This is a genomic window from Streptomyces sp. NPDC085944 (assembly GCF_040686295.1).
Classification (GTDB): Bacteria; Actinomycetota; Actinomycetes; order Streptomycetales; family Streptomycetaceae; genus Streptomyces; species Streptomyces salinarius.
Genome location: NZ_JBFBJX010000007.1, coordinates 69,349 through 95,919 on the forward strand (window position 1 = coordinate 69,349; position 26,571 = coordinate 95,919).

The window sequence follows — 26,571 nt, forward strand, 5'->3', positions numbered from 1 at the left end:
CGGCAGCCCGCGGCGCCGGGCTGCGCACCCACCCCCGGGTAGCACGACGCCGGTGCCTAAAAAGCGGGCCGCTCCGGGTCCAGCACCGCCAAGCCCTCCGCAGGAGACGACGCCTCGGCGAAATGCCGCCGCGGAATCCGCCCCGCCCGCCGGGCCAGCCGTCCCGCCTCCACGGCGTACCGCATCCCCTCCGCCATCAGGACCGGCTCCTGCGCCCGCGTCACCGCCGAGGCCAGCATCACGCCCGCGCACCCCAGCTCCATCGCCAGCGCCACGTCCGACGCCGTACCGGCCCCCGCGTCCAGGATCACCGGCACGCGCGCGTGCTCCACGATCAGCTGGAAGTTGTGCGGATTGCGGATCCCGAGCCCGGAGCCGATCGGCGAGCCCAGCGGCATGATCGCCGCGCAGCCGACATCCTCCAGCTTCCGCGCGAGCACCGGGTCGTCGTTGGTGTACGGCAGCACCGTGAAGCCGTCGTCGACCAGCGTCTCCGCCGCGTCCAGCAGCTCGACCGGGTCCGGCAGCAGGGTGCGCTCGTCGGCGATGACCTCCAGCTTGACCAGGTCCGTGCCGAGCGCCTCGCGTGCCAGCCGCGCGGTCAGCACCGCCTCCCCGGCCGTGAAGCAGCCGGCCGTGTTCGGCAGCACCCGGATGCCGAGCCGCTCCAGCACGGACAGCACCGACCCGTGCACCGAGGCGTTCACCCGGCGCATCGCGACGGTGGTCAGCTCCGTCCCGGAGGCGACCAGCGCGCGCTCCAGCACGTCCAGGCTGGGCGCTCCGCCCGTACCCATGATCAGGCGGGACCCGTACGACGTACCGCCGAGGACAAAGGGATCGTCAGCCATGGTCAGCCTCCTTGGACGGCGGTGAGGACCTCGACACGGTCGCCGTCGGCCAGGGCGGTGGCGGACCACTGCGCGCGCGGGACGACGGTTTCGTTCAGGGCGGCGGCCACTCCGGACGGTGCCGCGGTGAGCGTGCCCACCAGCGCGTCCAGGGCCGTACCGGGAGCCACCTCGCGCGGCTCGCCGTTGACGGAGATGTTCATGCGGACTGCTCCGAGAGGTGCGGGAGTGGGGGAAGCGCGGGAGCGGCGTCGAAGCGGCGGGGCGTGAAGGGGCGCCCCTCCTCCGGCAGACTTCCCGTGGTCAGGGCGTGCGCCATGACGTCGCCGGTGACGGGAGTGAGCAGCACGCCGTTGCGGTAGTGGCCGGTGGCCAGCAGCAGGCCGTCCAGGGCGGTCGGGCCGAGCAGCGGGGCGTTGTCCGGGGAGCCGGGGCGCAACCCCGCGCGGGTCTCCGTCAGGGGCAGCTCCGTGATGCCGGGGACCAGCTCGTGCGCGTCGCGCAGCAGCTCGTAGACGCCGCCCGCGGTGACCGTGGTGTCCCAGCCCAGCTCCTCGCTGGTGGCTCCGACGACCAGCTCGCCGCTCTCCCGGGGCACCAGGTAGACGTGGTGGCCGCGCACCACGGCGCGCACCGTCCGGTTCAGCAGCGGTCCGTGCGTGCTCGGCATCGTCAGCCGCAGCACCTGCCCCTTCACGGGCCGCACCGGCGGCAGTACGGCCTCCGGCACGCCCGCGAGCCGCCCGCTGAGGCTGCCCCCGGCCAGCACCACCTGCCCCGCCTCCAGTGCCGTGCCGTCGGCGGTGACGACACCCGTGGCCCGGTCCCCGCGCCCGACGGTGAGCCGCTCGGCCCACACCCGGTGGAAGACCACGCCCGCCCGCTCGCAGGCGGTCACCAGCGCGTGGGCGAGGCGGCGGGGGTCGATCTGGTGGTCGCCGTCCACTCGGAGCCCCCCGCGCACGCCCGGCGCGAGCATCGGCTCCAGGCGTCGGCACTCGCGCCCCGACAGCCACTCCGACTCCAGGCCGGAGCGCTGCTGGAGCGCGTGCAGCTCACGCAGGTGGGCGCGGTCGTCGGCGTCCAGCGCGACGGCGAGCGTGCCGCAGCGGCGGTACCCGAGGTCCTGGCCGGTCGCCTCGGACAGCTCGGCCGCGAACTCCGGGTAGCGGCGGGCCGAGGCGAGGTTCAGCGCGAGCAGCGTCTCCTCGCCGTAGTGCAGCTCCGTGACGGCGGCCAGCATCCCGGCCGCCACCTGGGCCGCGCCGCCGCCCGGTTCGGGGTCCACCAGGGCCGTGACCAACCCGCGCTGCGCGGCCCGCCAGGCCGTGACCAGCCCGACGATCCCGCCGCCGACGACGAGCACGTCCGGTGTACGGGGGTTTCGGGGTGTGTGTGGAGGCGTGTGTGGTGGAGACGACATGGGCGTCCAGCCCCTCCCTTCGCCGGCATGACCCGGATCAGGTTCGTACGGTCGGAGGCCGCCAGCCTCCCTCTCAGCCCGGTGCGTCCGGGCTCCCGCGAGTGCCTTGCGTCGGCCACCCTAGCCCGCGGCGCGTCGCCCGGGTAAGGGAGCCGCCCCGACGGCGCAGGACCCCGTGGGCCGCCGATCCGCGCGGCTGCCCGCTCGCCGGGCAGGCGCACCGACCGGCGGAACGGCGGGTGTCTATGGTGATCGGGTGAGTGAGCAGACGCGGGAGCGGGGACAGGGACCGGCGGCGGACGCGGAGCGCCGGGTGGTCGTGGTGGGCGCCGGGATGGCGGGCGTGCAGACCGCGGTCGCCCTGCGGGAACAGGGCTTCACCGGCCCGGTGACCCTCGTCGGCGCGGAGCCGCACCAACCGTACGACCGGCCCCCGCTGTCCAAGGCCGTCCTGCTGGGCACCGCCGAGGGCTCCGCCTTCGACGTCGACTTCGAGGCGCTCGGCATCACCCTCCGGCTGGGCTGCGAGGCCCTGGGCGTCCGGCCCGGCGCCCACGTCCTGGACACCTCCGGGGGGCCCGTGCCCTACGACTCCCTCGTCCTCGCCACCGGCGCCGAACCCGTCCGCCTCCCCGGCACCGAGGGCGTGCCCGGCGTGCACCTGCTGCGCACCCTGGACGACGCCGAGCGGCTGCGCCCGGTGCTCGCGCGCCGGCACGACGTCGTTGTCGTCGGCGCGGGCTGGATCGGCGCCGAGTTCGCCACCGCGGCGCGCGAGGCGGGCTGCGCGGTGACCGTCGTGGAGGCCGCCGACCGGCCGCTGGCCGACGCGCTGCCCGCCGAGGTCGCCGCGCCGATGACCGACTGGTACGCCGAGGCGGGCGCCGAACTGCGCACCCGCGCGCGCGTGGAGCGCGTCGAACCCGGCGGTCCGGGCGAGTCCGCCCGTGTAGTCCTCGACGACGGCACCCGGCTGCCGGCCGACGCGGTCGTCGTCGGCATCGGCGCGCGCCCGGCCACCGGCTGGCTGGCGGGCTCCGGCATCGCGCTCGGCGCGCACGGCGAGGTGCTGGCCGACGACCGCCTGCGCACGTCCGCGCCGGACGTCCACGCGGTCGGCGACTGCGCCTCCTTCCCCTCCGCCCGCTACGGCGAGCGGCTCCTGGTGCACCACTGGGACAACGCACTCCAGGGCCCGCGCACGGTCGCCGCCGACATCGCCGGCGCCCCGGGGGGCGAGGAGCCGGCGGCCTACGACCCGGTGCCGTACTTCTGGTCCGAGCAGTTCGGCCGCTTCGTCCAGTACGCCGGTCACCACAGGGCCGCCGACACCACCCTGTGGCGCGGCGACCCGGCGAGCCCGGCCTGGACGGTCTGCTGGCTGCGCGAGGGCCGTCTGGCCGCCCTGCTGGCCGTGGGGCGCCCTCGTGACCTGGCACAGGGCAAACGACTGATCCAGGCCGGCACGACGATGGACCCGGACCTGCTGGCCGACCCGGCGAGGCCGCTGAAGGCGGCGACGGCCGCGTCGGCGTAGCCCGGCGCGGTCCGGTTTCCGACTGTCAGTGCCAGGTGGCAGGCTGGGGGCGTGACCGAGATTGACGCAAAGACCGATGCTCTCGTGCCTGCCTGGCTCACCGTCCCCGACATCGCCGAGAAGCTCGGCGTCGAGGTGACCCGGGTACGCCAGCTGATCAAGGAAGGCCAGCTCATCGCCGTCCGCCGCGGTGAGAACCGCGCGCTGCACGTCCCGGCGGTCTTCATCGACGAGGACAAGGTCGTCAAGGGCCTGGCCGGGACCCTGACGCTGCTGCGGGACGACGGCTTCACGGCCGAGGAGATGCTGGAGTGGCTCTTCACGCCCGACCCGAGCCTGCCCGGCACCCCCGCCCAGGCCCTGGCCGAGAACCGCGGTACGGAGGTGAAGCGCCGCGCCCAGGCGCTCGCCGTCTGACCGCCACGGCGCCGGCCCGTCACACCGCGTGATCGCGACGGATCCGCGACTCGCCGATCCGTGACTTCGCTCTGATCCGAGACCTCGCTGATCCGTCGCACGGCTGATCCGCCACACCGCCCGGCGTACGAGCCGCGGACCGCGGCCCGGGAGAGGCCCGGTCCGCGGCCGTATGCCAGAATCGCGCGGCCCGGTCCCGGGCCCGCCGCCACCGAACCGGGGGGACACCCACATGCCCGACACCGCCGCCCCGACCACCGCCCGCGCCCGGCTCGCCGACGCCCGGCTCTACCTGTGCACGGACGCCCGCCGGAGCCAGGGCGACCTGCCCGAGTTCCTGGACGCCGTGCTCGCCGCCGGGGTCGACATCGTCCAGTTGCGGGACAAGGAGATGGAGGCGGCCGAGGAACTGGAGCACCTGAAGGTGTTCGCCGACGCCTGCGCCCGCCACGGCAGGCTCCTCGCGGTCAACGACCGCGCGGACGTCGCGCACGCCGCCGGCGCCGACGTGCTGCACCTCGGCCAGGGCGACCTGCCGGTGCCCGCAGCCCGCGCGATCCTCGGCGGCGACGTCCTGATCGGCCGTTCCACGCACGCCGAGTCCGAGGCGGCCGCCGCCGCCGTCCAGGACGGCGTGGACTACTTCTGCACCGGACCGTGCTGGCCGACCCCCACCAAGCCCGGCCGCCACGCCCCCGGCCTCGACCTGGTCAGGTACACGGCGGCGCTGGGTACCGACCGCCCCTGGTTCGCCATCGGCGGCATCGACCTCGGCAACCTCGACGAGGTGCTGGAGTCGGGCGCCCGGCGCGTGGTAGTCGTCCGCGCGATCACCGGCGCCGACGACCCCGGCGCGGCGGCGGCCGAGTTCGCCAAGCGGCTGCGGCAGGTCCCGGCAGGGGAGTAGCCCCGCGGAGCCGCGAGCGGAGCCGGGTGTCCAAAAGGTGGACAACAACTCGACAATATGGACAAATGTCGCCCATCCGGTTGGGGGACCGCCGCGCCCTGGCTAACCTGCCGGTATGGCCCTCGGAACCGCAAGCACGAGGACTGATCGCGCCCGTACGGTGCGTGACATCCTCGCCACCGGTAAGACGACGTACTCGTTCGAGTTCTCGGCGCCGAAGACGCCCAAGGGCGAGAAGAACCTGTGGAGCGCGCTGCGGCGGGTCGAGGCCGTGGCCCCGGACTTCGTCTCCGTGACCTACGGCGCCGGCGGCTCCACGCGCGCGGGCACGGTCCGGGAGACCGAGCAGATCGTCGCCGACACCACCCTGACCCCGGTGGCCCACCTCACCGCCGTCGACCACTCCGTCGCCGAACTGCGCAACATCATCGGCCAGTACGCCGACGCCGGGATCCGCAACATGCTCGCCGTGCGGGGCGACCCGCCCGGCGACCCGACCGCCGACTGGATCGCGCACCCCGAGGGCCTGACGTACGCCGCCGAACTGGTCCGGCTCATCAAGGAGTCGGGCGACTTCTGCGTCGGCGTCGCCGCCTTCCCCGAGATGCACCCGCGCTCCGCCGACTGGGACACGGACGTCGCGCACTTCGTCGACAAGTGCCGGGCGGGCGCCGACTACGCGATCACCCAGATGTTCTTCCAGCCCGAGTCCTACCTCCGGCTGCGCGACCGGGTCGCCGCGGCCGGCTGCGCGACCCCGGTCATCCCGGAGGTCATGCCGGTGACGAGTGTGAAGATGCTGGAGAGGTTGCCGAAGCTCAGCAACGCCTCGTTCCCCGCGGAGCTGAAAGAGCGGATCCTCGCAGTCAAGGACGATCCCGCGGCGGTACGCTCGATCGGCATCGAGTTCGCCACGGAGTTCTGCGCGCGGCTGCTGGCCGAGGGTGTGCCCGGACTGCACTTCATCACGCTCAACAACTCCACGGCTACGCTGGAAATCTACGAGAACCTGGGCCTGCACCACCCACCGCGGGCCTAGACCGGCCGCACGTATTTGCGACACACTGCGTAACGGCCACTGGGAGAGGGGCGTACATGGGCTGGACGGTCCTCTACATCGCGTTCGGCGTCGTCGCGCTGTGGCTGCTCGGCGAGGTGCTGCTGCAGTACAAGGCGCGGCTGCGCTGGCGGCTGCTCGCCTTCGGCGGCTTCGTCGGCGTCGTGGCCGGTGTGCTGATGTCGAACGTGCTCGTCATCGGGGTCGGCGCGGCCGCCTTCGCGGTCGGCCAGACCTACGTCACCCTGTCGTTCCGCCGCGGCTTCGAGGCGGGCTGGGCGGTCAACGCCCCGGCGAGCCTCGTCGGCAGACGCGCACGTCCCGAACGGGACCGCCACGACCCGGCGTTCGAGACCCCGGGATCCGGACCCGCCGACGGCGACCGGGACCACCACGACGGCTACGACGAGCACGCCCAGGGGCCCGCCGCGGCCCAGGACGGCCCGCCCTACGGGTCCGACGACTACGACCGCGACGACGTCTTCACCCCCGCCCGCCCCACCGCCGATCCCACGGCCGCGGAGACCACCGCCGTCTACGCGCCGCAGCCCATGCCGGACGACACCGGCTCGTACGGCGTGTACGCCGACTCCGGTTACGGCACCGGCCAGCAGCAACAGGCGGCGGCCGCGCCGGGCGCCGACCAGGCCTACGCCTACGACTACTCGGGCTACGGACAGCAGCAGGGCTACGGCTACGACACCGGCGCGCAGCAGCAGTACGCGGCCTACTCCGACCCGTACATCGGCACCCACACCTACGACGGCGGGTCGTACGACACCGGCGCCTACGACACGGCCGGTGGGCAGCAGTACGGCCAGCAGGGTTACGGGCAGGATCCGTACGCCGCCGACGGCACCGGTGCTCCGGGCGGATACGGCGGCGAGACCCCGGCCGGCGGGGTGTGGGTCCCGCAGCAGCGCAGCACCGACGACCCCTACGGCGGCGAACTCCCGGCCGAGCAGCCGTATCCCTACCAGGGCAACGACCAGACGCAGGGCTCGAACCAGGGCTACGACGAGCAGTACCGCTTCTGAACCCCCGGCCGGTCTTCGCCGGCCGACCCCTCGGCGGCTCACTGGGAGCCGCGGAACTCCGGTCCCTCCACCACGAGTCCGGCGACCAGGGCGCCCGACATGCCCGCGTGCGGGAGACCCCCGCCGGGGTGCGACCAGCCGCCGACCGTGAACAGGCCGTCCGTGCGCGTCGAGTTCGCCGCGTGCAGCAGGCGTCCGGCGGCTCCCGCCAGCGCCGGCGCCGGGACGGCGCCGTCCGGCACACCGGTGTCCGCCGCGACCTCGGCCGGGCTGCGCACCTCGTGCCACAGGAGGCGGTCGCGCAGGCCGGGCACCGCCCGCTCGGCGACGTCGATCAACTGCTCGGCCCAGCCGGCGTACACCTCGGTCGTGGCCCCGTCGGACACGTCGCCCGGGGCGGGCACCACCGCGGAGAGAGCGACCGCCTCATGGTCCGCGTCCGGGACCAGCGCGGGGTCGTCGGGCCGCAGGACGGTGACGGTGGGCCGCGCGGCCATCCCGGGAGCGGCGCCGAACAGGCGGTCCAACTCGGCCGCACGGTCCGCCGCGTGCACCACCGTCCGGTGCGCCATGCCCCCGGGGCGCCCGCCCCGCAGCGCCAGCAGCACCGTCAGCCGGCTCGCTCCGCCGCGCTGTGCCGGCACCTCGCCGTCGGTGCGCACGGGCGATCCGCCGTGGATCCGGTCCAGCACCCCCGGCGCCACGCCGGAGACCACGAACTCGGCCTCCTCCACGGCCCCTTCGGACAGCTCCACGCCCGCCACCCGGCCGTCCTTCTCGACGATCCCGGTGACCTCCGCCTCGAAACGGAACTCGACCCGGCGGGCCAGGCACCGCTCGTACACCGCCCGCGCCAGCTCCCGCAGGCCGCCGCCGCGCACGTACCACATGCCGAACGCGTACTCCATGTACGGCAGTACGGCCGCGTTCGCCGGGGCGGTGCGGGGGTCCAGGCCGTACGCGAGGGCGTGGCTCTCCAGCAGGGCGGTGAGCCGGGGGTCGCGCAGCTCCCACGCGGCGACCTCGGCGAGCGTGCCGGCCCGGCGGGTGCGCAGCAGCCGCTTGCGCGGGACCGCCGGATAGGGCTCGCGCTCGGCCAGCACCCGCCAGTTCGGCCACAGCGGCTCCTCCAGGAGAGGGCGGCGGGTCCGGTCCCAGGTCTCCCGGGCCCGCACCAGGAAGTCGCCCCAGCGCTCCCCGGCGCCCGCACCGAGCGCGGAGTCCAGGGCGGCGACGACACCCGCCCGCGAGGCGTTCGGCAGCGAGACCTCCGTGCCGTCCGCGAAGACGTGCCGGGACGACGGGTCGACCTGGACCAGCTCGACGCACGACTCCAGCGGCTCCTTGCCGGTCTTCACGAACAGATCGCGCCAGACCGCGGGCAGCGGAAGCAGACCGGGGCCGGTGTCGAAGGAGAACCCGTCCCGCTCGAAGCGGCCCAGGGCTCCGCCGTAGGTCCGCGCCCGCTCGTACACCACCACCCGGTGGCCCGCGACGGCCAGCCGGGCGGCCGCCGCCATGGCGCCCGTCCCGGCGCCGATCACCGCAATCCGTGCCATGCCAGGGACTTTATCCGCCGCCACCGACACCCCCGTGCGAGGGCTGAGCACCGCGACGGACGTCCAGGTGACCGGTCGGCGGGGCCGCGCCGTGGGGCGGGGTGCGCAGAGCTGAGTAGGTGTACTCAGGCCGGCAGATGAGTACGTGCGCGGATGGGCTCCGACCTGCGCGAACGAGAGAGTGGAGACACGGAGAGGGGCACGGCTCCGGCACCGGCGGCACGGGGCGCCGGAACGGAGCCGGGCCCGCGATCCGCTCCTTCCGCCGGCCGCGGTCGGCGGGAGCGAGACGGGGGAGCCCGGAGGGACGACCGGCGACGGGAGTTCCGACGGGGGGACGTACGGGGGAGCAGGAGAAGGCGCCGGTTCGCGGCGGCCCGCGGGGGACGCGGCCACCACGGACCGGCGCTCTTCGTGCCCGGCCGACCGCCCGGCCGACCGGTCAGCGGTCCGCCACGGCCGCTCAGCCCCGTCCGGCCAGCCCCCGCCCGCGCTCAGCCCCGTCCGCTCACGCGGCCCTGGAGCAGCCGCGACAGCGCGGCGTGCACGTCATCCAGGGAGCGCTCCGGCTGGAACGCCTTCCAGTCCAGCGCGGCCACCAGGACCATGCCGACGAGCGCGGCGGCGGTCAGCGGCACGTCGATCTCCGCACTGAACTCACCACTGGCCATGCCCTCGCGCAGCACGCCCTCCACCACCGCCACGGCCTCCTGCCTGACCACCAGCAACGTGGACTGCCAGGCCCGGTTGGTGCGCCACAGCTCGGCCACGTACAGCTGGGTGAAGGCCGGGTACCGGTCGATGAAGACGAGCCCCGCGCGGATCATCGCGTCCAGGGCGTCGACGCGGCCGAGGCCCTCCCGAGCCGCTTGTTCCGCCGCCCGGCGCAGCGATGCGGTCAGGAGGCCGACGCCGTGCCGCAGCAGCTCCTCGAAGAGGACGGACTTGCTGGCGAAGTTGTAGTAGACCGTGCCCTTCGCGACCCCGGCCCGCTCGGCGATCTCGTCCACGGTGGTGGCGGAGAACCCCTGCTCGGCGATGAGGGTGACCGCCGCCTCGTACAGCTTCTGCCGGGTGGCCTCGCGACGACTGCCGCTCTGCGAGGCGGTGCTGCTGCTTTCCATGCTCCCGATTCTCACAGCACCCCGCCGACGGCCGTCACCGCAGCCCGGACCGGGGCCGTCCGCCGTCCGCCTTGCCGAACGGTTGATCGAAACAAAAGCCCAGGTCGGAACGGATTGTCAGTGGCATACCTCACGATGGGCACATACGGCACCTCCTGCCCGGAGCGTGCCGTCACGGAGACGACAGGAGGATCGTCATGGCCCACTCGTCCGCAGCCGCCGCCCGGCGGCGCCGCGCAGCCGGCCCTGCACCCTCACTGACCGGACCGGCGAGTGACGTGCATCCCGTGCTCCGCCGGACAACAGCCCCGCCCGCCGCCCTCGACCTGCTCGCCCAGGCCCGGGCCGGCCTGGAAGAGGCCGCCGTCCTCGAAACGCCGAACGAGCGGTACGCGACGGCCCATCTCGCCGCCCTGCGCACCGCCGCAGCGGTGCTGGCCGCGCGTGGCCGCCCGGAGACCAGCCCCCGGGCCAGGGCCCGTATCCGCAGCGCCTGGGAGGTGCTGCCCGAGATCGCGCCCGAGCTGTCCGACTGGAGCGCCCTGTTCGCCTCCGGGGCGCGCCGCCGGGCCCGGGCCGAGGCGGGCATCCAGGGCGCCGCGGGCACCCGGGACGCCGACGACCTGATACGCGACGTGGCGATGTTCCTGCGCCTGGTGGAGCGGATGCTGGTCCTCCAGCCCGTGCTGCCCCAGCCGCGCCCCGACACGGGCCCACCGGGCCCGGAGCGCTCCGGCCGCCCCGACGCCGGTCACCCGGGCCGGGACCTGCCGGACGTGGGCTGACCGGGGCGGGCACGGGTGACCGGGTGGTGAACGGGTGACCGGAGGGCGCGGTGGAGGCAATAGGGTGGGAGACGCCTGAAGCCTCCCCCTCCCCGCGCCGGGCGGGGGCGGCAGCCCGTTTCGCTCCGCCCGTTTCCGGGGCGGTGCCGCGCCGAGGAGTCAACAGCCGTGTCGGACCCGATGCGCCCGCCCGCCTCCCACCCCCGACCGCAGACGGCGTCGCCGCGCTCCGAGCCCTCCCGTTCCCGGTCGGCCCTTCGTACCGCCGTGGTCTGGGACGTCCTCCGGGACGCCCTGGACCGCCGGGTCAAGGCCACGGGCCGGCAGACGCTGGACGTCCTCGACACCGGCGGCGGCAGCGGCAACTTCGCGGTGCCCGTGGCCGGCCTCGGCCACCGCGTCACCGTCGTGGACCCGAGCCCCAACGCCCTGTTCGCCCTGGAGCGCCGCGCCGCCGAGGCCGGCGTCGCCGAGCGCGTGCGGGGCGTCCAGGGAGACGCCCGTGGCCTCTTCGACGTGGTCGAGCGCGGCGGCTACGACGCGGTGCTGTGCCACGGCGTCCTGGAGTACGTCGACGACCCCGCGGAGGGCGTCCGCAACGCGGTGGCGGCCCTGCGCGCCGACGGCGTCCTCAGCCTGCTCGCCGCCGGTCTGGGCGGTGCCGTGCTCGCGCGCGCCCTCGCCGGCCACTTCACGGAGGCCCGGCAGGCCCTGGCCGACCCGGACGGCCGCTGGGGCACGGGTGACCCGGTGCCGCGCCGGTTCACCGCCGAGCAGCTCACCGGTCTGGTCGAGGCCGCCGGGCTCCGGATCGGCGCCGTGCACGGGGTACGGGTCTTCGCCGACCTCGTTCCCGGCGTGCTGGTGGACACCGAGCCGGGCACCGTGGACGCGCTGCTGAAGCTGGAGGCCGCGGCCGCCGAACTCGCCGCGTTCCACTCCGTGGCCACGCAGCTCCATGTGCTTGGTGAGACACGAGGTGCGGAAGAGTCCTGAGCGTCCGCCGGGGTAAGCCGCTGATCAGGGACGCGACTGCAGATGGAGTACGCCACAGGCCCCCCGAACGGGGGGCAGTCGCCGTATGATCGAGGGAGACGGCCCGGCATGACGGGTCGGCCGCTGGGGAATGGGAACTTCAGCGAGCCGGCACGGCCATGACGGAGTCCGGTTGGTCAATTGGCGCAGAGGGGCGGGTTTCACGGGGGCGATTCCCTGCCTATCCTGAAGGGACCCCCCGGGTCGCCCCGGCGACTGCACGATGAGGAGGACTCCGTGCCGCTCTCGGAGCACGAGCAGCGCATGCTCGAGCAGATGGAGCGAGCGCTGTACGCCGAAGATCCCAAGTTCGCGACAGCGCTCGAGGGAAGCGGGCTGCGTACGTACACCCGGCGACGGGTTTACCAGGCGGTCGCGGGCTTCCTCGTAGGTATTGCGCTCCTCATGGCCGGAATGGTCGCCCAGCAGGTGTGGCTCAGTGTGGTGGGCTTCCTGGTCATGCTGGGCTGCGCGGTTCTCGCCGTGACCGGCTGGCGCAAGGCCCCCAAACCGGGCGAGCAGCAGCAGGCGGCCGGTGGCGGACCACAGGCCGTGCGCCGCCAGGGACGACAGAAACGCTCGATGATGGACCGCATCGACGAGCGCTGGCAGCGTCGCAGAGACGAGCAGCAGGGCGGCCAGTAGCGCCCCGGCAACCGCTCACCAGGACATCCGCGTGAGGGGGTGACCACCGTTCGGGTGGTCACCCCCTCACGCGTACCGGCGAGCGCCCGAGGGCCGCCACAAGCTCCCGAGGGGGTCGGCGGCCGCCGCGACGGGGGCCTGGGAGCGACCCGTGAGGCCAGGGGCCCCACGAGTGCCCAGGCAGCCCGGAGAGGTGCCCCGAGGGTCCGCGCCCGAGGGGACTGGAAGCGCCGCCCCGGCCGGGCCGGCGCCCGTTCGGCTCAGCCCCGCTGGTCCGACGCCCTGCGCCACACCGGGTGGGCCGTCGCGGCCCGCCGTTTCACGGCCGTCCACCGGGCCGACACCGCCCAGATCACCCGTACGGCCGAACGCGGCGCGAGCCGTGCACGCCACCGCTTGGCGCGGCCGGCCGTGGCCCGCAGGCCGGCGGTGGCCAGCCGGACGTCCTCCGCCAGCCCCGCCGTCGGACGCGGGCGCGGCGCGTAGAGGACCTGCTCCACGGCTTCCGCCACCCGGTGCACCGCCGCCGCCCCCGCCGCGTCGAGCCGGCCCAGCCGGACGACGCGGGCCGCCGCCTTGCGGGTGGTCTGCGACTCCTCCGGCAGGATCCCGAGATCCCACGCCGTGTCCGTCAGCTCCTGCCAGACCGTGAGGGTGTGCGGACCGGCGTCCGCCTCACCGCGGCCGTGCGCCCCGAGCCGTACCGCCCTGACGCGCAGCCGCCACAGCAGCGGCGCGATCGGGATCAGCAGCACGACGAGCCCGGCCAGGGCCCAGCCCAGCAGCGTGTACCACTTCGGTCCGTCGCCGCCGGTGACGGGCGCTGCCGCTGCCGAGTCGGTGGCGCAGGCGTCCAGCTTCTTGTCCTGCGGGGAACAGGTGTCGCTCTCCGAGGGCGCCGCCGACGGCTCCGCCTGGCTGTTTCGCGAGGGCAGGGCGGGGTCCGGCACCGTACTGCCCGGCCGGTCCGTGATGGTGTACGCCGGGGTCGAGCCACGCGTCGGCGTCGGCTCGAACCGGGTCCAGCCCACGCCCTCGAAGTACACCTCGGGCCACGCGTGCGCGTCCCGCAGCCCCACCGAGACCGAGCCATCCGCCTGCGGGGAGCCCGGCGCGAAGCCCACCGCGACCCTGGCCGGGATGCCCAGGGATCGGGCCATCGCCGCCATGGCGAAGGAGAAGTGGACGCAGAAGCCCTCCTTCTCCTTCAGGAACCGGGCGATCGCCTCCGAGCCGCTGCCGATGTCGACGTGCGTGTCGTACTCGAAGCCGCCGTTGACCGCGAAGTACTCCTGGAGCTTGACGGCCTGCTCGTAGGGGTTCGCGGCGCCGGCGGTGACCCCGCGGGCGGTCCGGGCGACCACCTCGGGCAGCGAGTCCGGCAGCTCCGTGTACTCGCGCCTGAGCGCCGCCGACGCCTGGGGCGCCGCGGCGAGCTGCTGCGCCGTCGGCTGCAGGCTCAGGCTCCGGACCTCGTACGTCAGCCCGCGGGTGTTCTGGCCGTGGTCGCCGACCAGGGTCATGCCGACGGGCTCGTAGCGCCAGTTGCCCGCGACGCGCACGCCGCTGGGCGGATAGGGCATCGGCAGCCAGTCCTGGGCGAAGTCGTCCGCGGCCGAGATCAGGGTTCGGATCTCCGTGCGCCTGATGTCCGGGCCGAGACCGGCCGGGGTGGGGAACGTGCCGTCCGGCACGGCGGTGATGTGCCGCTTGGACGGCTTCCAGGTCGTGCCGTCGAAGTCGTCCAGGGAGACGATGCGCAGGTACAGGTCGGACAGGCTCTCGGAGTCGGTCCTCAGGGTGAGGACCTCGCGGTCCTCGTTCACGTTGAGACTGTCCCGCAGGGAGACCAGCGGGTTCACCGCGGAGATCGTGCCGCCGCCCCCGGTCCCGGAACCCACGCCGCCGCCGGCGCTGTCCAGCAGCCCGCCGTCCATCGCGGGCAGGGCGAGCGGCACCACCAGGGCGATGCCCAGGGCGAACGCGCCGATGCGGCGTCCGGTGCGGACCGGGGCGAGCGCGCGCCCCTGGTCCGCACCCGGAGAACGCGGGGAGCCGCCGAAGACCCGTCCCCACTGCGAGAGCCGGTCACGTCCCTCGGCCAGCAGCAGCATCAGATAGCCGGCCGCCGCGACCAGGAACCACAGCCAGTCGGCGCTGCCCTCCGACAGCCCCGCGGCCACCGAGTACAGCGCGAGCAACGGCAGGCCGGCCGGGGCGGCGCTGCGGAAGGACACCGCGAGGGTGTCCACCAGCAGCCCGACCACCAGGACGCCGCCGACCAGCATCAGCCGGATGCCGTCCGACTCCAGCGGAGCCGGAATCGCGTACCGGGCGATGTCGTCGCCGCCCTGCCGCAGCAGATCGGCGAAGTGCTGGAAGGCCTGCGGGCCGGGGACCAGACCGGCGACCGCCTGCTCCCGGGCGAAGACCAGGGTCAGCAGCACCAACGTGACCAGGGCCTGGGCGGCGATGGTCAGCGGCCGCGCCAACGGCACCCGGCGTGCCACCGCGCCCACCCCGGACTGCGCCGCCAGCAGAACCGCCGCCTGCAGAATCCACGTGGCCGGGTCGACCAGCGGCAACAACGCGCACGCCGTCATCAAGGTGGCTGCCCAGGCACACAACGACAGCCGCGCCCGCCCGCTCATCGCGCCGCCTTTCCGCCGGTCGAAGTCGTGAGGGTGGTGCGTCCGTGGTCCGCCGTGCGCCACAGCTCCTCCACCGTGGCGCCCCGGGGGACGGTCACGGCGGTCCAGCCGGACTCGCGGAGCATGCGCAGCGGTTCCGCGCTCCTGTCCGACGGGCCGGGGACGTCGGCCGGTTCCCGGGACCAGGTCTCACTGTCCAGGAGGAAGGCGAGGGCGCCGCCGCTGCGCTGCCGCATCTTCGCGGCCACCGCGGCCTGCTCCTCGTCCAGATCGCCGAAGAAGGCGACCAGCAGCCCCTCGTTCCCGCCGCGCAGCGTGTCGTACGCCGGGGACAGGTCCGTGCCGTCGGAGTGGTCGATCACCGCGAGGGTGTCCAGCATCAGGCCCGCCGCGTCGGCCGTGCCCTGGCTCGCGCCCGCGAAGCCGTCGGCGCCGTCGCCCGGCACCGAGTCGCCGGTGTCGGTGACCAGCCGGACCGAGAAACCCCGCTCCAGCATGTGCACCAGCACGGACGCCGCGCCCGACACCGCCCACTCGAAGGCCGAGTCGGGACCCGCGCCCTCGAAGGCCACGACCCGGGTGTCCAGAAGCACCGTGCACCGCGCCCGCTGCGGCTGCTCCTCGCGGCGCACCATCAACTCGCCGTACCGCGCGGTGGAGCGCCAGTGCACGCGGCGCAGATCGTCGCCGTACCGGTACCCGCGCGGGATCACGTCGTCGTCGCCGGCCAGGGCGAGCGAGCGCTGCCGGCCCTCGCCGTACCCCTTCGCCTCCCCGCTCAGCCGCACCGGCGGCAGCGCCTCCACCCGCGGGATCACGGTCAGCGTGTCGTACGTCGAGAAGGAGCGGGTCAGCTCGCACAGGCCGAACGGGTCGGTCAGGCGCAACTGCAGCGGACCCAGCGGATAGCGGCCGCGCAGGTCGGAACGGACCCGGTAGGACACCTCGCGGCGGCCGCCGGGCTCGACCCGGTCGAGGACGAAGCGGGGCCGCGGGCCGAGCACGTAGGGCACCCGGTCCTGGAGCATCAGCAGACCGGTGGGCAGCCGGGAGACGTTGTCGACGCGCAGATGGACCCGTGCCTCACTGCCCGCGGGCACCCGCCCGGGGGAGAGCCGGCGACTGCCTGCGACCCGGTAGCGCGTGCGGTAGAGCACGGCCGCGCAGAGCAGGGGCAGCACGCCAAGCAGCAGCCCGACGCGCAGCAGATCGCTCTGTCCGAGCACATAGGCGCAGACCGCGGCCGCGATGCCGGCCGCCAGGAAGGAGCGTCCGCGGGTGGTCAGCCCGGCCAGCGCGGTCCGGACGCCGCCGCCCTCGCCCGGGTCCTCCCCGGCCCCGGCCGTCCCCCCGGCGTCCATCACAGCCTCCGCGGCGGCTGCTGACCGTACCCCGGCGTACCGCGGCCCACGCCGAGGCCCGTCTGCGGCCGGGGCTCGGCCGGCACCGGGGTGTGCTGCAGGATCTCCTGGACGACCTGCTCGGAGGTGCGGCGGTTGAGCTGGGCCTGCGCGGTCGGCAGCAGCCGGTGGGCCAGGACTGCGACCGCGAGGGCCTGCACGTCGTCCGGCAGCGCGTAGTCCCGGCCGCTCAGGGCGGCGGACGCCTTCGCCGCGCGCAGCAGATGCAGCGTGGCACGCGGCGAGGCGCCGAGCCTGAGATCCGGGTGGGTGCGGGTCGCCGCGACCAGCTCCACCGCGTACCGCCGGACCGGATCCGCCACGTGGACGCCGCGGACCGCCTCGATCAGCTTCAGGATCTCGTGCGCGTGCGCCACCGGCTGCAGATCGTCCAGCGGGCTGACCCCGCCGTGCACGTCGAGCATCCGCAGCTCGGCCTCCGCACTCGGATAACCGATGGAGACCCGGGCCATGAAACGGTCCCGCTGGGCCTCCGGCAGCGGGTACGTGCCCTCCATCTCGACCGGGTTCTGCGTCGCCACCACCATGAAGGGGCTGGGCAGCTCGTAGGTCTGGCCGTCGATGGTGACCTGGCGCTCCTCCATCGACTCCAGCAGCGCCGACTGCGTCTTCGGCGACGCGCGGTTGATCTCGTCCCCGATCACCACCTGCGCGAAGATCGCGCCCGGTTTGAACTCGAAGTCCCGGCGCTGCTGGTCCCAGATGGACACCCCGGTGATGTCCGAGGGCAGCAGGTCCGGCGTGAACTGGATCCGGCGGACCGAACAGTCGATGGACCGCGCCAGCGCCTTGGCCAGCATCGTCTTGCCGACCCCGGGGACGTCCTCGATCAGCAGGTGCCCCTCGGCCAGCAGCACGGTCAGCGAGAGCCGTACGACCTCGGGCTTGCCCTCGATCACGTCTTCCACCGCACCGCGGACCCGATCGACCACGGCGGTCAGATCTTCCCCCACGCTCCCGTACGCTCGCGCGGCGGCGCCCCCATGGCTCGCCTGATCGTCATAGGTCGTCACCCGGCCCTCCTCGGCCTTGCCCCGCACTCCTGAGAAATGGGGGTACCCCAACTTGCCGGGCGGGTCCCTCTCGACGGACCGGCCCACCCCGAATCACGGACGCCGCCCGGAAAAAGTTCCGGTGCGACACCACTTCCCGCATTCTTGCCGCCGTTACCGATTCGTGTCACTGCCTGTGGACAACTGGCCGCGACATGTCGGCCCTTACGGCCCGCGCGGCGCGCGGCACCTGCCCGGCGGGAGCGTCGGGGCGGGCCGGCCACCGGATCAGGCGGGGTCGACCTCGCGCAGCAGGCCCGTCTTCACGTCGAAGACGAAACCGCGCACGTCCTCGGTGTGCAGCAGGAACGGCGAGGTACGCACCCGCTTGATCGACTGCCGCACGTCCTGGTCGGCGTCCCGGAAGGCCTCCACCGCCCACACGGGACGCTGGCCGACCTCCAGCTCCAGGTCGTGCCGGAAGTCCTCGGTGATGGACTCCATGCCGCAGTTGGTGTGGTGGATGAGGGCCACGCTGCGGGTGCCCAGCGCCCGCTGGCTGATGGTCAGGGAACGGATCACGTCGTCGGTGACGACGCCGCCCGCGTTGCGGATCGTGTGACAGTCGCCGAGCTTCAGACCGAGCGCGGCGTGCAGGTCGATGCGTGCGTCCATGCACGCCACGACCGCGACGCGCTGGACGGGACGGGCGTCCATCCCGGGGTCGCTGAACGCCGAGGCGTAGCGCTCGTTCGCTTCGACGAGCCGGTCGGTGACGGTGTGGTCGACCGTGGCGGAGTCGGAGCCTGCGGGTACCGATGCAGAAGTCGTCATATCCATGACGTTACTGGCCGTCCCGGCCGGCGGCCCGCTGCGAAGCGGGACAAAGAATGTCATCGAGGCGCGTTGTGAGCCAATCCACAGGGTGGTGCGAAGGCGGCCGTACGGGTGAAAAGGCCCGCGGTGCCGGTTTGGGGGCGCCGTCGGCCGCGACGCGCAGGCCGGTTGATTGACCGGGCGACACCGTGGACTAAAGTGACGCGAAGCGGGAGACGAGGATCTCCCTGCTGGACTGAAATCCCCGGAGACCTGGGCGACGCCCCGCCAGATCTCCCCACGTGCGCGGCGCGTACGTACGGCTCGGCCTCCTCCCGCTCCCGGCCGGCCGACGCTTTTGGCGCCGGCAGGCCTCCCCTTCAGATGCGAGCGGGAGGGGACCCGGCGGTGCGTGACCCCGTGCCGGACCTGAGAGGCCGCCCCACTTGAGCCAGAGTCGACACGTCCCGGTGATGCTCCAGCGGTGTCTGGACCTGCTGGCGCCCGCCCTTCAGAAGCCGGGAGCCGTGGTCGTCGACTGCACGCTGGGACTCGGCGGGCACAGCGAGGCGCTCCTCGAACGCTTCCCCGAGGCCCGGCTCGTGGCGCTCGACCGCGACAAGGAGGCCCTGCGTCTGTCCGGCGAGCGGCTCGCGCCGTACGGCGAGCGCGCCACCCTCGTGCACGCCGTCTACGACGAGCTGCCCGACGTACTCGACCGGCTCGGCGTCCCGCGTGTCCAGGGCGTGCTGTTCGACCTCGGCGTCTCCTCCATGCAGCTCGACGAGGCCGACCGCGGGTTCGCCTACGCCCAGGACGCCCCGCTCGACATGCGGATGGACCAGAGCACCGGCATGAGCGCGGCGGAGGTCCTCAACACCTACCCGCCCGGCGAACTCGTCCGCATCCTGCGGGCGTACGGCGAGGAGAAGCAGGCCAAGCGGATCGTGTCCGCGATCGTGCGCGAGCGCGAGAAGGAGCCGTTCACGGGCAGCGCCCGCCTCGTCGAGCTGATCCGCGCCGCGCTGCCGCAGGCCGCCAAGCGCACCGGCGGCAACCCCGCCAAGCGCACCTTCCAGGCCCTGCGCATCGAGGTCAACGGCGAGCTGTCCGTGCTCGAGCGGGCGATCCCGGCGGCCGTCGAGTCGATCGCCGTCGGCGGGCGGATCGCCGTGCTGTCGTATCACTCGCTGGAGGACCGGCTGGTCAAGCAGGTGTTCGCGGCCGGCGCCGCCAACACCGCGCCGCCCGGTCTGCCCGTCGTCCCCGAACGCTACGCCCCGCGCCTCAAGCTGCTGACGCGCGGTGCCGAACTTCCCACCGAGGAGGAGATCGCCGAGAACCGGCGGGCGGCACCGGCACGGCTGCGCGGCGCCGAGCGCATCAGGGAGTCCCTCGGGTGAAGGGAGTCCCTCGGATGGACCGAGCGAGGCAGGCCAGGACCGGGCGGGTGTGGACGACCCCACCGGACCGCGGGGAGGGCGAGTGAGCAGGAAACCCGAGCTGAAGGGCAGGGCGGCCCGCCTCGCCCGGCTGCTTCCGACGGGCGGCACCCGCGGCCAGGCGGCCCGGGCCCCCTTCGTCCTCCTGGTCGTCGTCCTCCTCGGCGGCGGCCTCATCGGACTCCTGGTGCTCAACTCCGCCCTGAGCGAGGGCTCCTTCCAACTGGACGACCTCAAGCAGCGGACCAAGGAACTCACCGACGAGGAACAGGCGCTCCAGCGGGACATCGACGCCTACTCCGCCCCGCGGGCCCTCCAGCGCCGCGCCCGCGAACTGGGCATGGTCCCCGGCGGCGACCCCGCCTTCCTCGACCCCGACGGAAGCGTCAAGGGCTCGCCCAGCCCCGCGCCCGCCGCGGCCACCCCCCTCGTGCTCGCCCCCGAGGCGCTGACCGCGACCTCCGGCAGCCCGTCCGCGCCCACCCCGTCCGCCTACGCGGAACCGTCCGCGCCGGCTCCCACGTCCACCACCGCGGGCACGTCCGCCACCCCCATCCCGGCGGCGACGCCCACCCCGACTCCGACTCCCGGCAGGTGACGGAAGTGTCCGACAGGGAACCGCCGCGCCGCCGCGTGCCCGGACCCGCCAGGCCCGTCCGCCCCGGCGGCGGGCGCCGCCCGGGACCCGGCGCCCGGCCGGCCCGCAGGCCCAGGCCGCCCCGGCCGGCGCCCCGCGCCTTCCGGCCGGGCAGCCCGCGCCCCCGCCTGCGCATGATCGGCCTCGCGCTGACCCTGGTGCTGGCCGCCTTCGTCGTACGGCTCCTGCAGGTGCAGGCCGTCGACGCCGGCACGTACTCGGCGAAGGCCGAACAGAACCGCTACGTCGTGCACACCCTGCCCGCCGAGCGCGGCGGGATCACCGACCGCAACGGCGTCGCCCTCGCGACCACCGTGGACTCCTACGACATCACCGCCGACCCCACGATGTTCACCCGCGAACAGCTGAAGGTCGACGACGGACCCGAGCAGGCGGCGGCGCTGCTCGCGCCCATCCTCGGTCAGGACCAGGAACACCTGGCCGACGTGCTCCGCCCGAAGAACGAGAAACTGCGCTACGTCCGCCTCGCGCGCCGGCAGACCCCCCAGGTCTGGAACCAGATCAAGGATCTGAAGACCGCGCTCACCACCAAGGCGGAGACCGACAAGTCCGCCGTCAACGTGCTCGCCGGCGTCTTCGCCGACCCCAGCAGCAAGCGCGTGTACCCGGGCGGCGACCTCGCCGCCGGCGTTCTCGGCTGGGTCGGCGCCGACGGCAAGGGCGGCGGCGGCCTGGAACGGAAGCTGGACAAGACGCTGGCCGGTGAGGACGGCAAGATCCGCTACGCCCAGTCCGGCGGGCGCCAGGTGCCCACCGCCGGATCCACCGAGACGCCCGCCGTGCCCGGCAGCGACGTCGAACTCACCATCGACCGCGACATCCAGTGGGCGGCGCAGCACGCCATCAGCGAGCAGGTGGAGAAGTCCAAGGCCGACGGCGGCTACGTCATCGTCCAGGACACGCAGACCGGCGAGATCCTCGCCATGGCCAACGCGCCCGGTTTCGACCCCGGCGACCTCGCCCACGCCGACCCGGACGCCCTCGGCAACGCCGCCCTCCAGGACGCGTTCGAACCGGGCTCCACCGCCAAGGTGCTGTCGATGGCGGCCGTGCTGGAGGAGAACGTCGCCACCCCCGGCACCCACATCACCGTCCCCAACCGCCTCAAGCGCGGCGACCGGCTCTTCAAGGACGACATCGACCACCCGACCTGGTACCTCACACTCAACGGCGTGCTCGCCAAGTCCAGCAACATCGGCACCATCATGGCCACCGGCGAACTGGGCAGGACCCAGGCCGAGGCCAACAAGGTGCTCTACTCCTACCTGCGCAAGTTCGGCCTCGGCGGCTACAGCGGGCTCGGCTTCCCCGGCGAGACCAAGGGCATCCTCGCGCCGCCCGACCAGTGGTCGACCTCGCAGCAGTACACGATTCCTTTCGGCCAGGGCGTCTCCGTGAACGCGCTCCAGGCGGCCTCCATCTACTCGACCATCGCCAACGGCGGCGTTCGGATCGAACCCACGCTCGTGCGCGGCACCAAGGGCGCCGACGGACGCTTCACCCCGGCCCCCGAGCCCAAGAAGACCCGCGTGACCAGCGAGAAGACCGCGAAGACCCTCGCGCAGATGCTGGAGTCCGTCGTCGACGACGAGGAGGGCACCGGCACCAAGGCCCGCATCCCGGGCTACCGGGTGGCGGGCAAGACGGGCACGGCCAACCGCGTGGATCCGGCCACCGGCAAGTACCACGGCTACACCTCGTCCTTCGCCGGGTTCGCCCCCGCGGACAAGCCCCGCGTCACCGTCTACTGCGCCATCCAGAACGCCACCGAGGGCAGCTACTTCGGCGGCCAGATCTGCGGCCCCATCCACAAGCAGGTCATGGAGTTCGCCCTGAAGACCCTCCAGGTACCGCCGACCGGCGCCCACCCCGCGAACCTCCCGGTCACCTTCAAGCCCTGAGCCGCACCGCCCCGACAGCCACCGAGCCCGTACCGAGCCCAGCGCCGTTTCAGTACCGAGCCACCAGGAACCACCCGTGACGACGATCACCCCCGACCCCGGGAACCGTAACGCCCCCCAGGACCCTGCCCAGCCCTCGCTTCGCCCGCAGGCGGGTACTCCCGGTACGCTCACCGCCGTGCCACACCCTGATCAGTCCCAAACCACCCAGAAGGGCCACCCCGTGACATACCCGGGACCGCCCCGGCCGGTGCGGATCTCCGCCACACCCCTCGCGGAACTCGCCGATCAGCTGGGTGTCACCGCTGCGGACGGCTCCGCCGAGGTCACGGGCATCACCCACGACTCGCGCGCCGTCCGCCCCGGTGACCTGTACGCCGCCCTGCCCGGAGCCCGCGCCCACGGCGCCGACTTCGTCACCCAGGCCGTCGGTCTCGGCGCCGCCGCCGTGCTGACCGACCCGGCCGGCGCGGAGCGCGTCGCCGCCGCCGGACTGCCGGCACTCGTCGTCGACGACCCCCGCGCTCGGATGGGCGAACTGGCCGCGACGATCTACGGCCACCCCGGCCGCGACCTCCTCCAGATCGGCATCACCGGCACCTCCGGCAAGACCACCACGGCCTACCTGGTCGAAGGCGGTCTGCGTACGGCCAAGTCCACCGGGCTGATCGGCACCGTCGAGATGCGCATCGGCGACGAGCGCATCAAGTCCGAGCGGACCACCCCCGAGGCCACCGACCTCCAGGCCCTGTTCGCGGTGATGCGCGAGCGCGGCACCGAGGCGGTCGCCATGGAGGTCTCCAGCCACGCCCTGGTGCTCGGCCGCGTCGACGCCTGCGTCTTCGACATCGCGGTCTTCACCAACCTCAGTCCGGAGCACATGGAGTTCCACTCCGGCATGGAGGACTACTTCCAGGCCAAGGCGCAGCTCTTCACGCCGAAGCGGAGCAAGCTCGGCGTGGTCAACGTGGACGACGAGTACGGGCGGCGCCTGGCCAACGAGGCCACCGTCCCGGTCGTCACCTACTCCGCCGAGGGCCACCCGGACGCCGACTGGCGCGCCGACGAGGTCGAGGTCGGCCCGCTGGACTCCACGTTCACCGTGCTCGGGCCGAAGGGCGAGCGGATCTCCGCCAAGTCGCCCCTGGCCGGGCCGTTCAACGTGGCGAACACCCTCGCCGCGATCGTCTCCCTCGCCGCCGCCGGGCTCGACCCGCAGGCCGCCGCGGACGGCGTCGCCGCCGTACCGGGTGTGCCGGGCCGGCTGGAGCGCGTGGACGAGGGCCAGCCCTTCTTCGCGGTGGTCGACTACGCCCACAAGACCGACGCCGTCGAGTCCGTCCTGCGGGCCCTGCGCAAGGTCACCGGGGGCAAGCTGCACGCCGTGCTCGGCTGCGGCGGCGACCGGGACACCACCAAGCGGGAGCCGATGGGCGCCGCCGTGGCCCGGTTCGCCGACACCGCCGTACTGACCTCCGACAACCCGCGCTCCGAGGACCCCCTCGCGATCCTCGCCACCATGCTCCAGGGTGCGGCGTCCGTGCCCGCGCACGAGCGCGGCGAGGTGCAGGTCTTCGAGGACCGGGCCGCCGCCATCGCCGCCGCCGTCGCCCGGGCCGAGCCCGGCGACACCGTGCTGGTGGCCGGCAAGGGGCACGAGCAGGGCCAGGACATCGCCGGGGTCGTCCGCCCCTTCGACGACCGCCAGGTGCTGCGCGAAGCCATCAAGAAGACCCAGGGATGAAATCCCGAATGGTCCAGCCGATCCTGATCCAGGGGACGAACTTGTGATCACCCTCTCACTCGCCGAGATCGCAGAAGTCGTCGGCGGGCGGATGCACGACATACCGGACGCGTCCGCCGAGGTCACCGGGCCGGTCGTCCGGGACTCCCGGGAAGCCGGGCCCGGCAGCCTCTTCGTCGCCTTCGTCGGCGAACGGGTCGACGGCCACGACTTCGCCGCGCAGGTCGTCGAAGCGGGAGCGGTGGCCGTCCTCGGCTCCCGTCCCGTCGGCGTGCCCGCGATCGTCGTCGACGACGTCCAGGCCGCCCTCGGCGCCCTCGCCCGGCACGTCGTACACCGCCTCGGCACCACCCTCGTGGCCCTCACCGGGTCGGCCGGCAAGACCAGCACCAAGGACCTGATCGCCCAGGTCCTGCGCCGCAAGGCGCCCACGGTGTTCACGCCCGGCTCGATGAACAACGAGGTCGGGCTGCCGCTCACCGCGCTCACCGCCACCGACGAGACGAAGTTCCTCGTCCTGGAGATGGGCGCCCGCGGCATCGGCCACATCCGGTACCTGTGCGAGCTGACCCCGCCGCGCATCGGCCTCGTCCTCAACGTCGGCTCCGCGCACATCGGCGAGTTCGGCGGCCGGGAGCAGATCGCCCAGGCCAAGGGCGAACTGGTCGAGGCGCTGCCGCCGGCCGAGGAGGGCGGCACCGCGGTCCTCAACGCGGACGACCCGCTCGTACGGGCCATGGCCTCCCGAACGAAGGCGAAGGTGCTCCTTTTCGGAGAGTCCGACGAAGCGGACGTTCGCGCCGAGAACGTGCGACTCACGGACACCGGACAGCCTTCCTTCAGCCTTCACACACCCTCCGGTGCAAGCGATGTGACCATGCGCCTGTACGGTGAGCACCACGTGTCGAACGCGCTCGCCGCGGCCGCCGTCGCCCACGAGTTGGGCATGTCCGCAGACGAGATCGCCACCGCGCTCTCCGAGGCGGGCTCCCTCTCCCGCTGGCGGATGGAGGTCACCGAGCGCCCGGACGGCGTGACGGTCGTCAACGACGCCTACAACGCGAACCCCGAGTCCATGAAGGCCGCGCTGCGTGCACTCGTTGCCATCGGCGAGGCCGCACGGGCGAAGGGGGGCCGCACGTGGGCGGTGCTCGGCAAGATGGCCGAGCTCGGGGACGAGGCGCTCGCCGAGCACGACGCGGTCGGACGGCTCGCCGTCCGGCTCAACGTCAGCAAGCTCGTCGCGGTCGGGGGCAGGGAAGCCCAATGGCTGCAACTGGGCGCATATAACGAGGGTTCGTGGGGTGAGGAGTCGGTGCACGTGTCCGACGCACAGGCGGCGGTCGACCTGTTGCGCAGCGAGTTGCGCCCGGGGGACGTCGTGCTCGTGAAGGCGTCCCGTTCGGTGGGTCTGGAGAGCGTCGCCTCGGCGCTGCTCGAGACCGGCGCCGAGGGTGAGGTCGCCGCCCGATGATGAAGCAGATCCTGTTCGCAGGAGTCATTGGCCTCTTCCTGACGCTGGTCGGCACCCCGCTGCTGATCAAGCTCCTGGCCCGCAAGGGCTACGGCCAGTACATCCGTGACGACGGACCGCGCGAGCACGCCAGCAAGCGCGGTACGCCGACCATGGGTGGTATCGCCTTCATCCTGGCGACGGTCGCCGCGTACTTCCTCGCCAAGGGCATCACCAGCTACCTGGACCCGGACATCGACGCGGGGCCGACCTTCTCCGGCCTGCTGGTGCTCGGCCTGATGGTCGGCATGGGCCTGGTCGGCTTCCTCGACGACTACATCAAGATCGTCAAACGGCGTTCGCTGGGCCTGCGGGCCAAGGCGAAGATGGCCGGCCAGCTGATCGTGGGCATCGGCTTCGCCGTGCTCTCGCTGCAGTTCGCGGACAACCGGGGCAACACCCCGGCCTCCACCAAGCTGTCGTTCATCACCGACTTCGGCTGGACCATCGGCCCGGTGCTGTTCGTCGTCTGGGCGCTGTTCATGATCCTCGCGATGTCGAACGGCGTGAACCTCACCGACGGCCTGGACGGGCTGGCCACCGGCGCCTCCGTCCTGGTCTTCGGCGCCTACACCTTCATCGGCGTCTGGCAGTTCCAGGAGTCCTGCGCCAACGCGCTGACCCTGACCAACCCGGGCGCCTGCTACGAGGTGAGAGACCCGCTGGACCTCGCGGTGGTCGCGTCCGCGCTGATGGGCGCCTGCCTCGGCTTCCTGTGGTGGAACACCTCACCGGCCAAGATCTTCATGGGCGACACCGGTTCGCTCGCGCTCGGCGGTGTGCTCGCAGGTCTGGCGATCTGCTCGCGCACCGAACTGCTGATGGCCATCCTCGGCGGCCTGTTCGTCCTGATCACCATGTCGGTGGTCATCCAGGTCGGCTCCTTCCGCCTCACCGGCAAGCGGGTCTTCCGGATGGCGCCGCTCCAGCACCACTTCGAACTCAAAGGCTGGTCCGAGGTCCTTGTCGTGGTCCGTTTCTGGATCATCCAGGGCATCTGTGTGATCGTCGGACTCGGCCTCTTCTACGCGGGATGGGCAACGGACAAGTGACCTC

At 73.4% G+C, this 26,571-nt stretch carries 23 protein-coding genes and 1 riboswitch; of the genes, 14 read left to right on the top strand and 9 right to left on the bottom strand.

Annotation, left to right across the window (positions count from 1 at the left end):
• Window positions 1-56: 56 nt before the first annotated feature.
• The 3 genes from AB0P07_RS15720 to thiO form a co-directional block, all read right to left on the bottom strand.
• Window positions 57-851, bottom strand: coding sequence for a thiazole synthase (locus AB0P07_RS15720; RefSeq protein WP_102931051.1), 795 nt, complete (start codon window positions 849-851; stop codon window positions 57-59).
• A 2-nt stretch (window positions 852-853) separates the two neighbouring features.
• Window positions 854-1,054: a sulfur carrier protein ThiS gene (thiS, locus tag AB0P07_RS15725; RefSeq protein WP_030402143.1), complete on the bottom strand. Its 201-nt coding sequence runs from the start codon at window positions 1,052-1,054 to the stop codon at window positions 854-856.
• Window positions 1,051-2,274 carry a glycine oxidase ThiO gene (gene thiO, locus AB0P07_RS15730; protein WP_365550494.1) on the bottom strand — a complete coding sequence of 408 codons (1,224 nt, stop codon included), beginning with the start codon at window positions 2,272-2,274 and terminating at the stop codon, window positions 1,051-1,053. Before thiO ends, thiS begins: the two co-directional genes overlap by 4 nt.
• Window positions 2,272-2,383: riboswitch (TPP riboswitch) on the bottom strand. (Overlaps the previous gene by 3 nt.)
• A 147-nt stretch (window positions 2,384-2,530) precedes the next feature.
• Between thiO and AB0P07_RS15735 the strand changes: the two genes are divergently transcribed.
• The 5 genes from AB0P07_RS15735 to AB0P07_RS15755 all read left to right on the top strand — a co-directional run bounded on the left by AB0P07_RS15735 (window position 2,531) and on the right by AB0P07_RS15755 (window position 7,229).
• Window positions 2,531-3,811: an FAD-dependent oxidoreductase gene (locus AB0P07_RS15735; protein WP_365550496.1), complete on the top strand. Its 1,281-nt coding sequence runs from the start codon at window positions 2,531-2,533 to the stop codon at window positions 3,809-3,811.
• Between the two features lie 51 nt (window positions 3,812-3,862).
• The gene (locus AB0P07_RS15740; RefSeq protein WP_102930715.1) at window positions 3,863-4,228 is read left to right on the top strand and encodes an Rv2175c family DNA-binding protein; all 366 of its coding nucleotides are present in this window, start codon (window positions 3,863-3,865) and stop codon (window positions 4,226-4,228) included.
• Between the two features lie 232 nt (window positions 4,229-4,460).
• Window positions 4,461-5,135 (top strand): thiamine phosphate synthase, encoded by a 675-nt coding sequence (thiE, locus tag AB0P07_RS15745; protein WP_365550499.1) that lies wholly within the window; start codon window positions 4,461-4,463, stop codon window positions 5,133-5,135.
• A gap of 115 nt (window positions 5,136-5,250) precedes the next feature.
• Window positions 5,251-6,174: a methylenetetrahydrofolate reductase [NAD(P)H] gene (gene metF / locus AB0P07_RS15750; RefSeq protein WP_365550501.1), complete on the top strand. Its 924-nt coding sequence runs from the start codon at window positions 5,251-5,253 to the stop codon at window positions 6,172-6,174.
• A 56-nt stretch (window positions 6,175-6,230) separates the two neighbouring features.
• Window positions 6,231-7,229: a hypothetical protein gene (locus AB0P07_RS15755; RefSeq protein WP_365550504.1), complete on the top strand. Its 999-nt coding sequence runs from the start codon at window positions 6,231-6,233 to the stop codon at window positions 7,227-7,229.
• Window positions 7,230-7,267: 38 nt separating this feature from the next.
• Here the strand turns inward: AB0P07_RS15755 and AB0P07_RS15760 are convergent, their stop codons facing one another.
• Together AB0P07_RS15760 and AB0P07_RS15765 are read right to left on the bottom strand one after the other, a co-directional pair.
• Window positions 7,268-8,788: an NAD(P)/FAD-dependent oxidoreductase gene (locus AB0P07_RS15760; RefSeq protein WP_365550507.1), complete on the bottom strand. Its 1,521-nt coding sequence runs from the start codon at window positions 8,786-8,788 to the stop codon at window positions 7,268-7,270.
• Between the two features lie 494 nt (window positions 8,789-9,282).
• Complete coding sequence (locus AB0P07_RS15765) at window positions 9,283-9,912, bottom strand: TetR family transcriptional regulator (protein WP_365550510.1); 630 nt, start codon at window positions 9,910-9,912, stop codon at window positions 9,283-9,285.
• Window positions 9,913-10,109: 197 nt separating this feature from the next.
• Between AB0P07_RS15765 and AB0P07_RS15770 the strand changes: the two genes are divergently transcribed.
• From AB0P07_RS15770 to AB0P07_RS15780, 3 genes are all read left to right on the top strand, one after another.
• Entirely contained in the window at window positions 10,110-10,697 is a 588-nt protein-coding gene (locus AB0P07_RS15770; RefSeq protein WP_365550513.1) for an SAV_6107 family HEPN domain-containing protein, read from the top strand.
• 168 nt (window positions 10,698-10,865) lie between these two features.
• On the top strand, window positions 10,866-11,693 hold the full coding sequence (locus tag AB0P07_RS15775) for a methyltransferase (RefSeq protein ID WP_365550516.1): 828 nt from the start codon (window positions 10,866-10,868) through the stop codon (window positions 11,691-11,693).
• Window positions 11,694-11,969: 276 nt separating this feature from the next.
• Window positions 11,970-12,377 (top strand): spore wall synthesis complex protein, encoded by a 408-nt coding sequence (locus AB0P07_RS15780; protein ID WP_365550519.1) that lies wholly within the window; start codon window positions 11,970-11,972, stop codon window positions 12,375-12,377.
• 260 nt (window positions 12,378-12,637) lie between these two features.
• Here AB0P07_RS15780 and AB0P07_RS15785 read toward each other — a convergent pair whose 3' ends face one another.
• The 4 genes from AB0P07_RS15785 to AB0P07_RS15800 form a co-directional block, all read right to left on the bottom strand.
• Window positions 12,638-15,028, bottom strand: a complete 2,391-nt coding sequence (locus AB0P07_RS15785; RefSeq protein WP_365550522.1) for a DUF3488 and transglutaminase-like domain-containing protein — start codon at window positions 15,026-15,028, stop codon at window positions 12,638-12,640.
• A complete protein-coding gene (locus AB0P07_RS15790; RefSeq protein WP_365550524.1) occupies window positions 15,025-16,389 on the bottom strand; it encodes a DUF58 domain-containing protein in 1,365 nt (454 codons plus the stop codon). Before AB0P07_RS15790 ends, AB0P07_RS15785 begins: the two co-directional genes overlap by 4 nt.
• Window positions 16,389-17,402 carry a MoxR family ATPase gene (locus AB0P07_RS15795; protein WP_365550527.1) on the bottom strand — a complete coding sequence of 338 codons (1,014 nt, stop codon included), beginning with the start codon at window positions 17,400-17,402 and terminating at the stop codon, window positions 16,389-16,391. Before AB0P07_RS15795 ends, AB0P07_RS15790 begins: the two co-directional genes overlap by 1 nt.
• A gap of 327 nt (window positions 17,403-17,729) precedes the next feature.
• Window positions 17,730-18,281, bottom strand: coding sequence for a carbonic anhydrase (locus AB0P07_RS15800; protein WP_365550529.1), 552 nt, complete (start codon window positions 18,279-18,281; stop codon window positions 17,730-17,732).
• A gap of 422 nt (window positions 18,282-18,703) precedes the next feature.
• Between AB0P07_RS15800 and rsmH the strand changes: the two genes are divergently transcribed.
• The 6 genes from rsmH to mraY all read left to right on the top strand — a co-directional run bounded on the left by rsmH (window position 18,704) and on the right by mraY (window position 26,567).
• The gene (gene rsmH, locus AB0P07_RS15805; RefSeq protein WP_365550532.1) at window positions 18,704-19,660 is read left to right on the top strand and encodes a 16S rRNA (cytosine(1402)-N(4))-methyltransferase RsmH; all 957 of its coding nucleotides are present in this window, start codon (window positions 18,704-18,706) and stop codon (window positions 19,658-19,660) included.
• Window positions 19,661-19,742: 82 nt separating this feature from the next.
• A complete protein-coding gene (locus tag AB0P07_RS15810; protein ID WP_365550535.1) occupies window positions 19,743-20,297 on the top strand; it encodes a septum formation initiator family protein in 555 nt (184 codons plus the stop codon).
• The gene (ftsI, locus tag AB0P07_RS15815; protein ID WP_365550538.1) at window positions 20,294-22,258 is read left to right on the top strand and encodes a cell division protein FtsI; all 1,965 of its coding nucleotides are present in this window, start codon (window positions 20,294-20,296) and stop codon (window positions 22,256-22,258) included. The genes AB0P07_RS15810 and ftsI overlap by 4 nt, the downstream gene beginning before the upstream one ends.
• A gap of 223 nt (window positions 22,259-22,481) precedes the next feature.
• The gene (locus AB0P07_RS15820) at window positions 22,482-24,002 is read left to right on the top strand and encodes a UDP-N-acetylmuramoyl-L-alanyl-D-glutamate--2,6-diaminopimelate ligase (protein WP_365550540.1); all 1,521 of its coding nucleotides are present in this window, start codon (window positions 22,482-22,484) and stop codon (window positions 24,000-24,002) included.
• 43 nt (window positions 24,003-24,045) lie between these two features.
• The gene (murF, locus tag AB0P07_RS15825; RefSeq protein ID WP_365550543.1) at window positions 24,046-25,476 is read left to right on the top strand and encodes a UDP-N-acetylmuramoyl-tripeptide--D-alanyl-D-alanine ligase; all 1,431 of its coding nucleotides are present in this window, start codon (window positions 24,046-24,048) and stop codon (window positions 25,474-25,476) included.
• Window positions 25,476-26,567, top strand: coding sequence for a phospho-N-acetylmuramoyl-pentapeptide-transferase (gene mraY, locus AB0P07_RS15830; protein WP_362344023.1), 1,092 nt, complete (start codon window positions 25,476-25,478; stop codon window positions 26,565-26,567). Before murF ends, mraY begins: the two co-directional genes overlap by 1 nt.
• Window positions 26,568-26,571 lie beyond the last annotated feature (4 nt).

Bases quoted from the DNA above. Each gene is read 5' to 3' on its own strand.
- AB0P07_RS15755 (WP_365550504.1), top strand. From the start codon at position 6,231: ATGGGCTGGACGGTCCTCTACATCGCGTTCGGCGTCGTCGCGCTGTGG.
- AB0P07_RS15760 (WP_365550507.1), bottom strand. From the start codon at position 8,788: ATGGCACGGATTGCGGTGATCGGCGCCGGGACGGGCGCCATGGCGGCG.
- metF (WP_365550501.1), top strand. From the start codon at position 5,251: ATGGCCCTCGGAACCGCAAGCACGAGGACTGATCGCGCCCGTACGGTG.
- AB0P07_RS15770 (WP_365550513.1), top strand. From the start codon at position 10,110: ATGGCCCACTCGTCCGCAGCCGCCGCCCGGCGGCGCCGCGCAGCCGGC.
- mraY (WP_362344023.1), top strand. From the start codon at position 25,476: ATGAAGCAGATCCTGTTCGCAGGAGTCATTGGCCTCTTCCTGACGCTG.
- AB0P07_RS15800 (WP_365550529.1), bottom strand. From the start codon at position 18,281: ATGGATATGACGACTTCTGCATCGGTACCCGCAGGCTCCGACTCCGCC.
- AB0P07_RS15765 (WP_365550510.1), bottom strand. From the start codon at position 9,912: ATGGAAAGCAGCAGCACCGCCTCGCAGAGCGGCAGTCGTCGCGAGGCC.
- thiO (WP_365550494.1), bottom strand. From the start codon at position 2,274: ATGTCGTCTCCACCACACACGCCTCCACACACACCCCGAAACCCCCGT.
- AB0P07_RS15790 (WP_365550524.1), bottom strand. From the start codon at position 16,389: ATGGACGCCGGGGGGACGGCCGGGGCCGGGGAGGACCCGGGCGAGGGC.
- thiS (WP_030402143.1), bottom strand. From the start codon at position 1,054: ATGAACATCTCCGTCAACGGCGAGCCGCGCGAGGTGGCTCCCGGTACG.
- thiE (WP_365550499.1), top strand. From the start codon at position 4,461: ATGCCCGACACCGCCGCCCCGACCACCGCCCGCGCCCGGCTCGCCGAC.
- AB0P07_RS15785 (WP_365550522.1), bottom strand. From the start codon at position 15,028: ATGAGCGGGCGGGCGCGGCTGTCGTTGTGTGCCTGGGCAGCCACCTTG.
- AB0P07_RS15720 (WP_102931051.1), bottom strand. From the start codon at position 851: ATGGCTGACGATCCCTTTGTCCTCGGCGGTACGTCGTACGGGTCCCGC.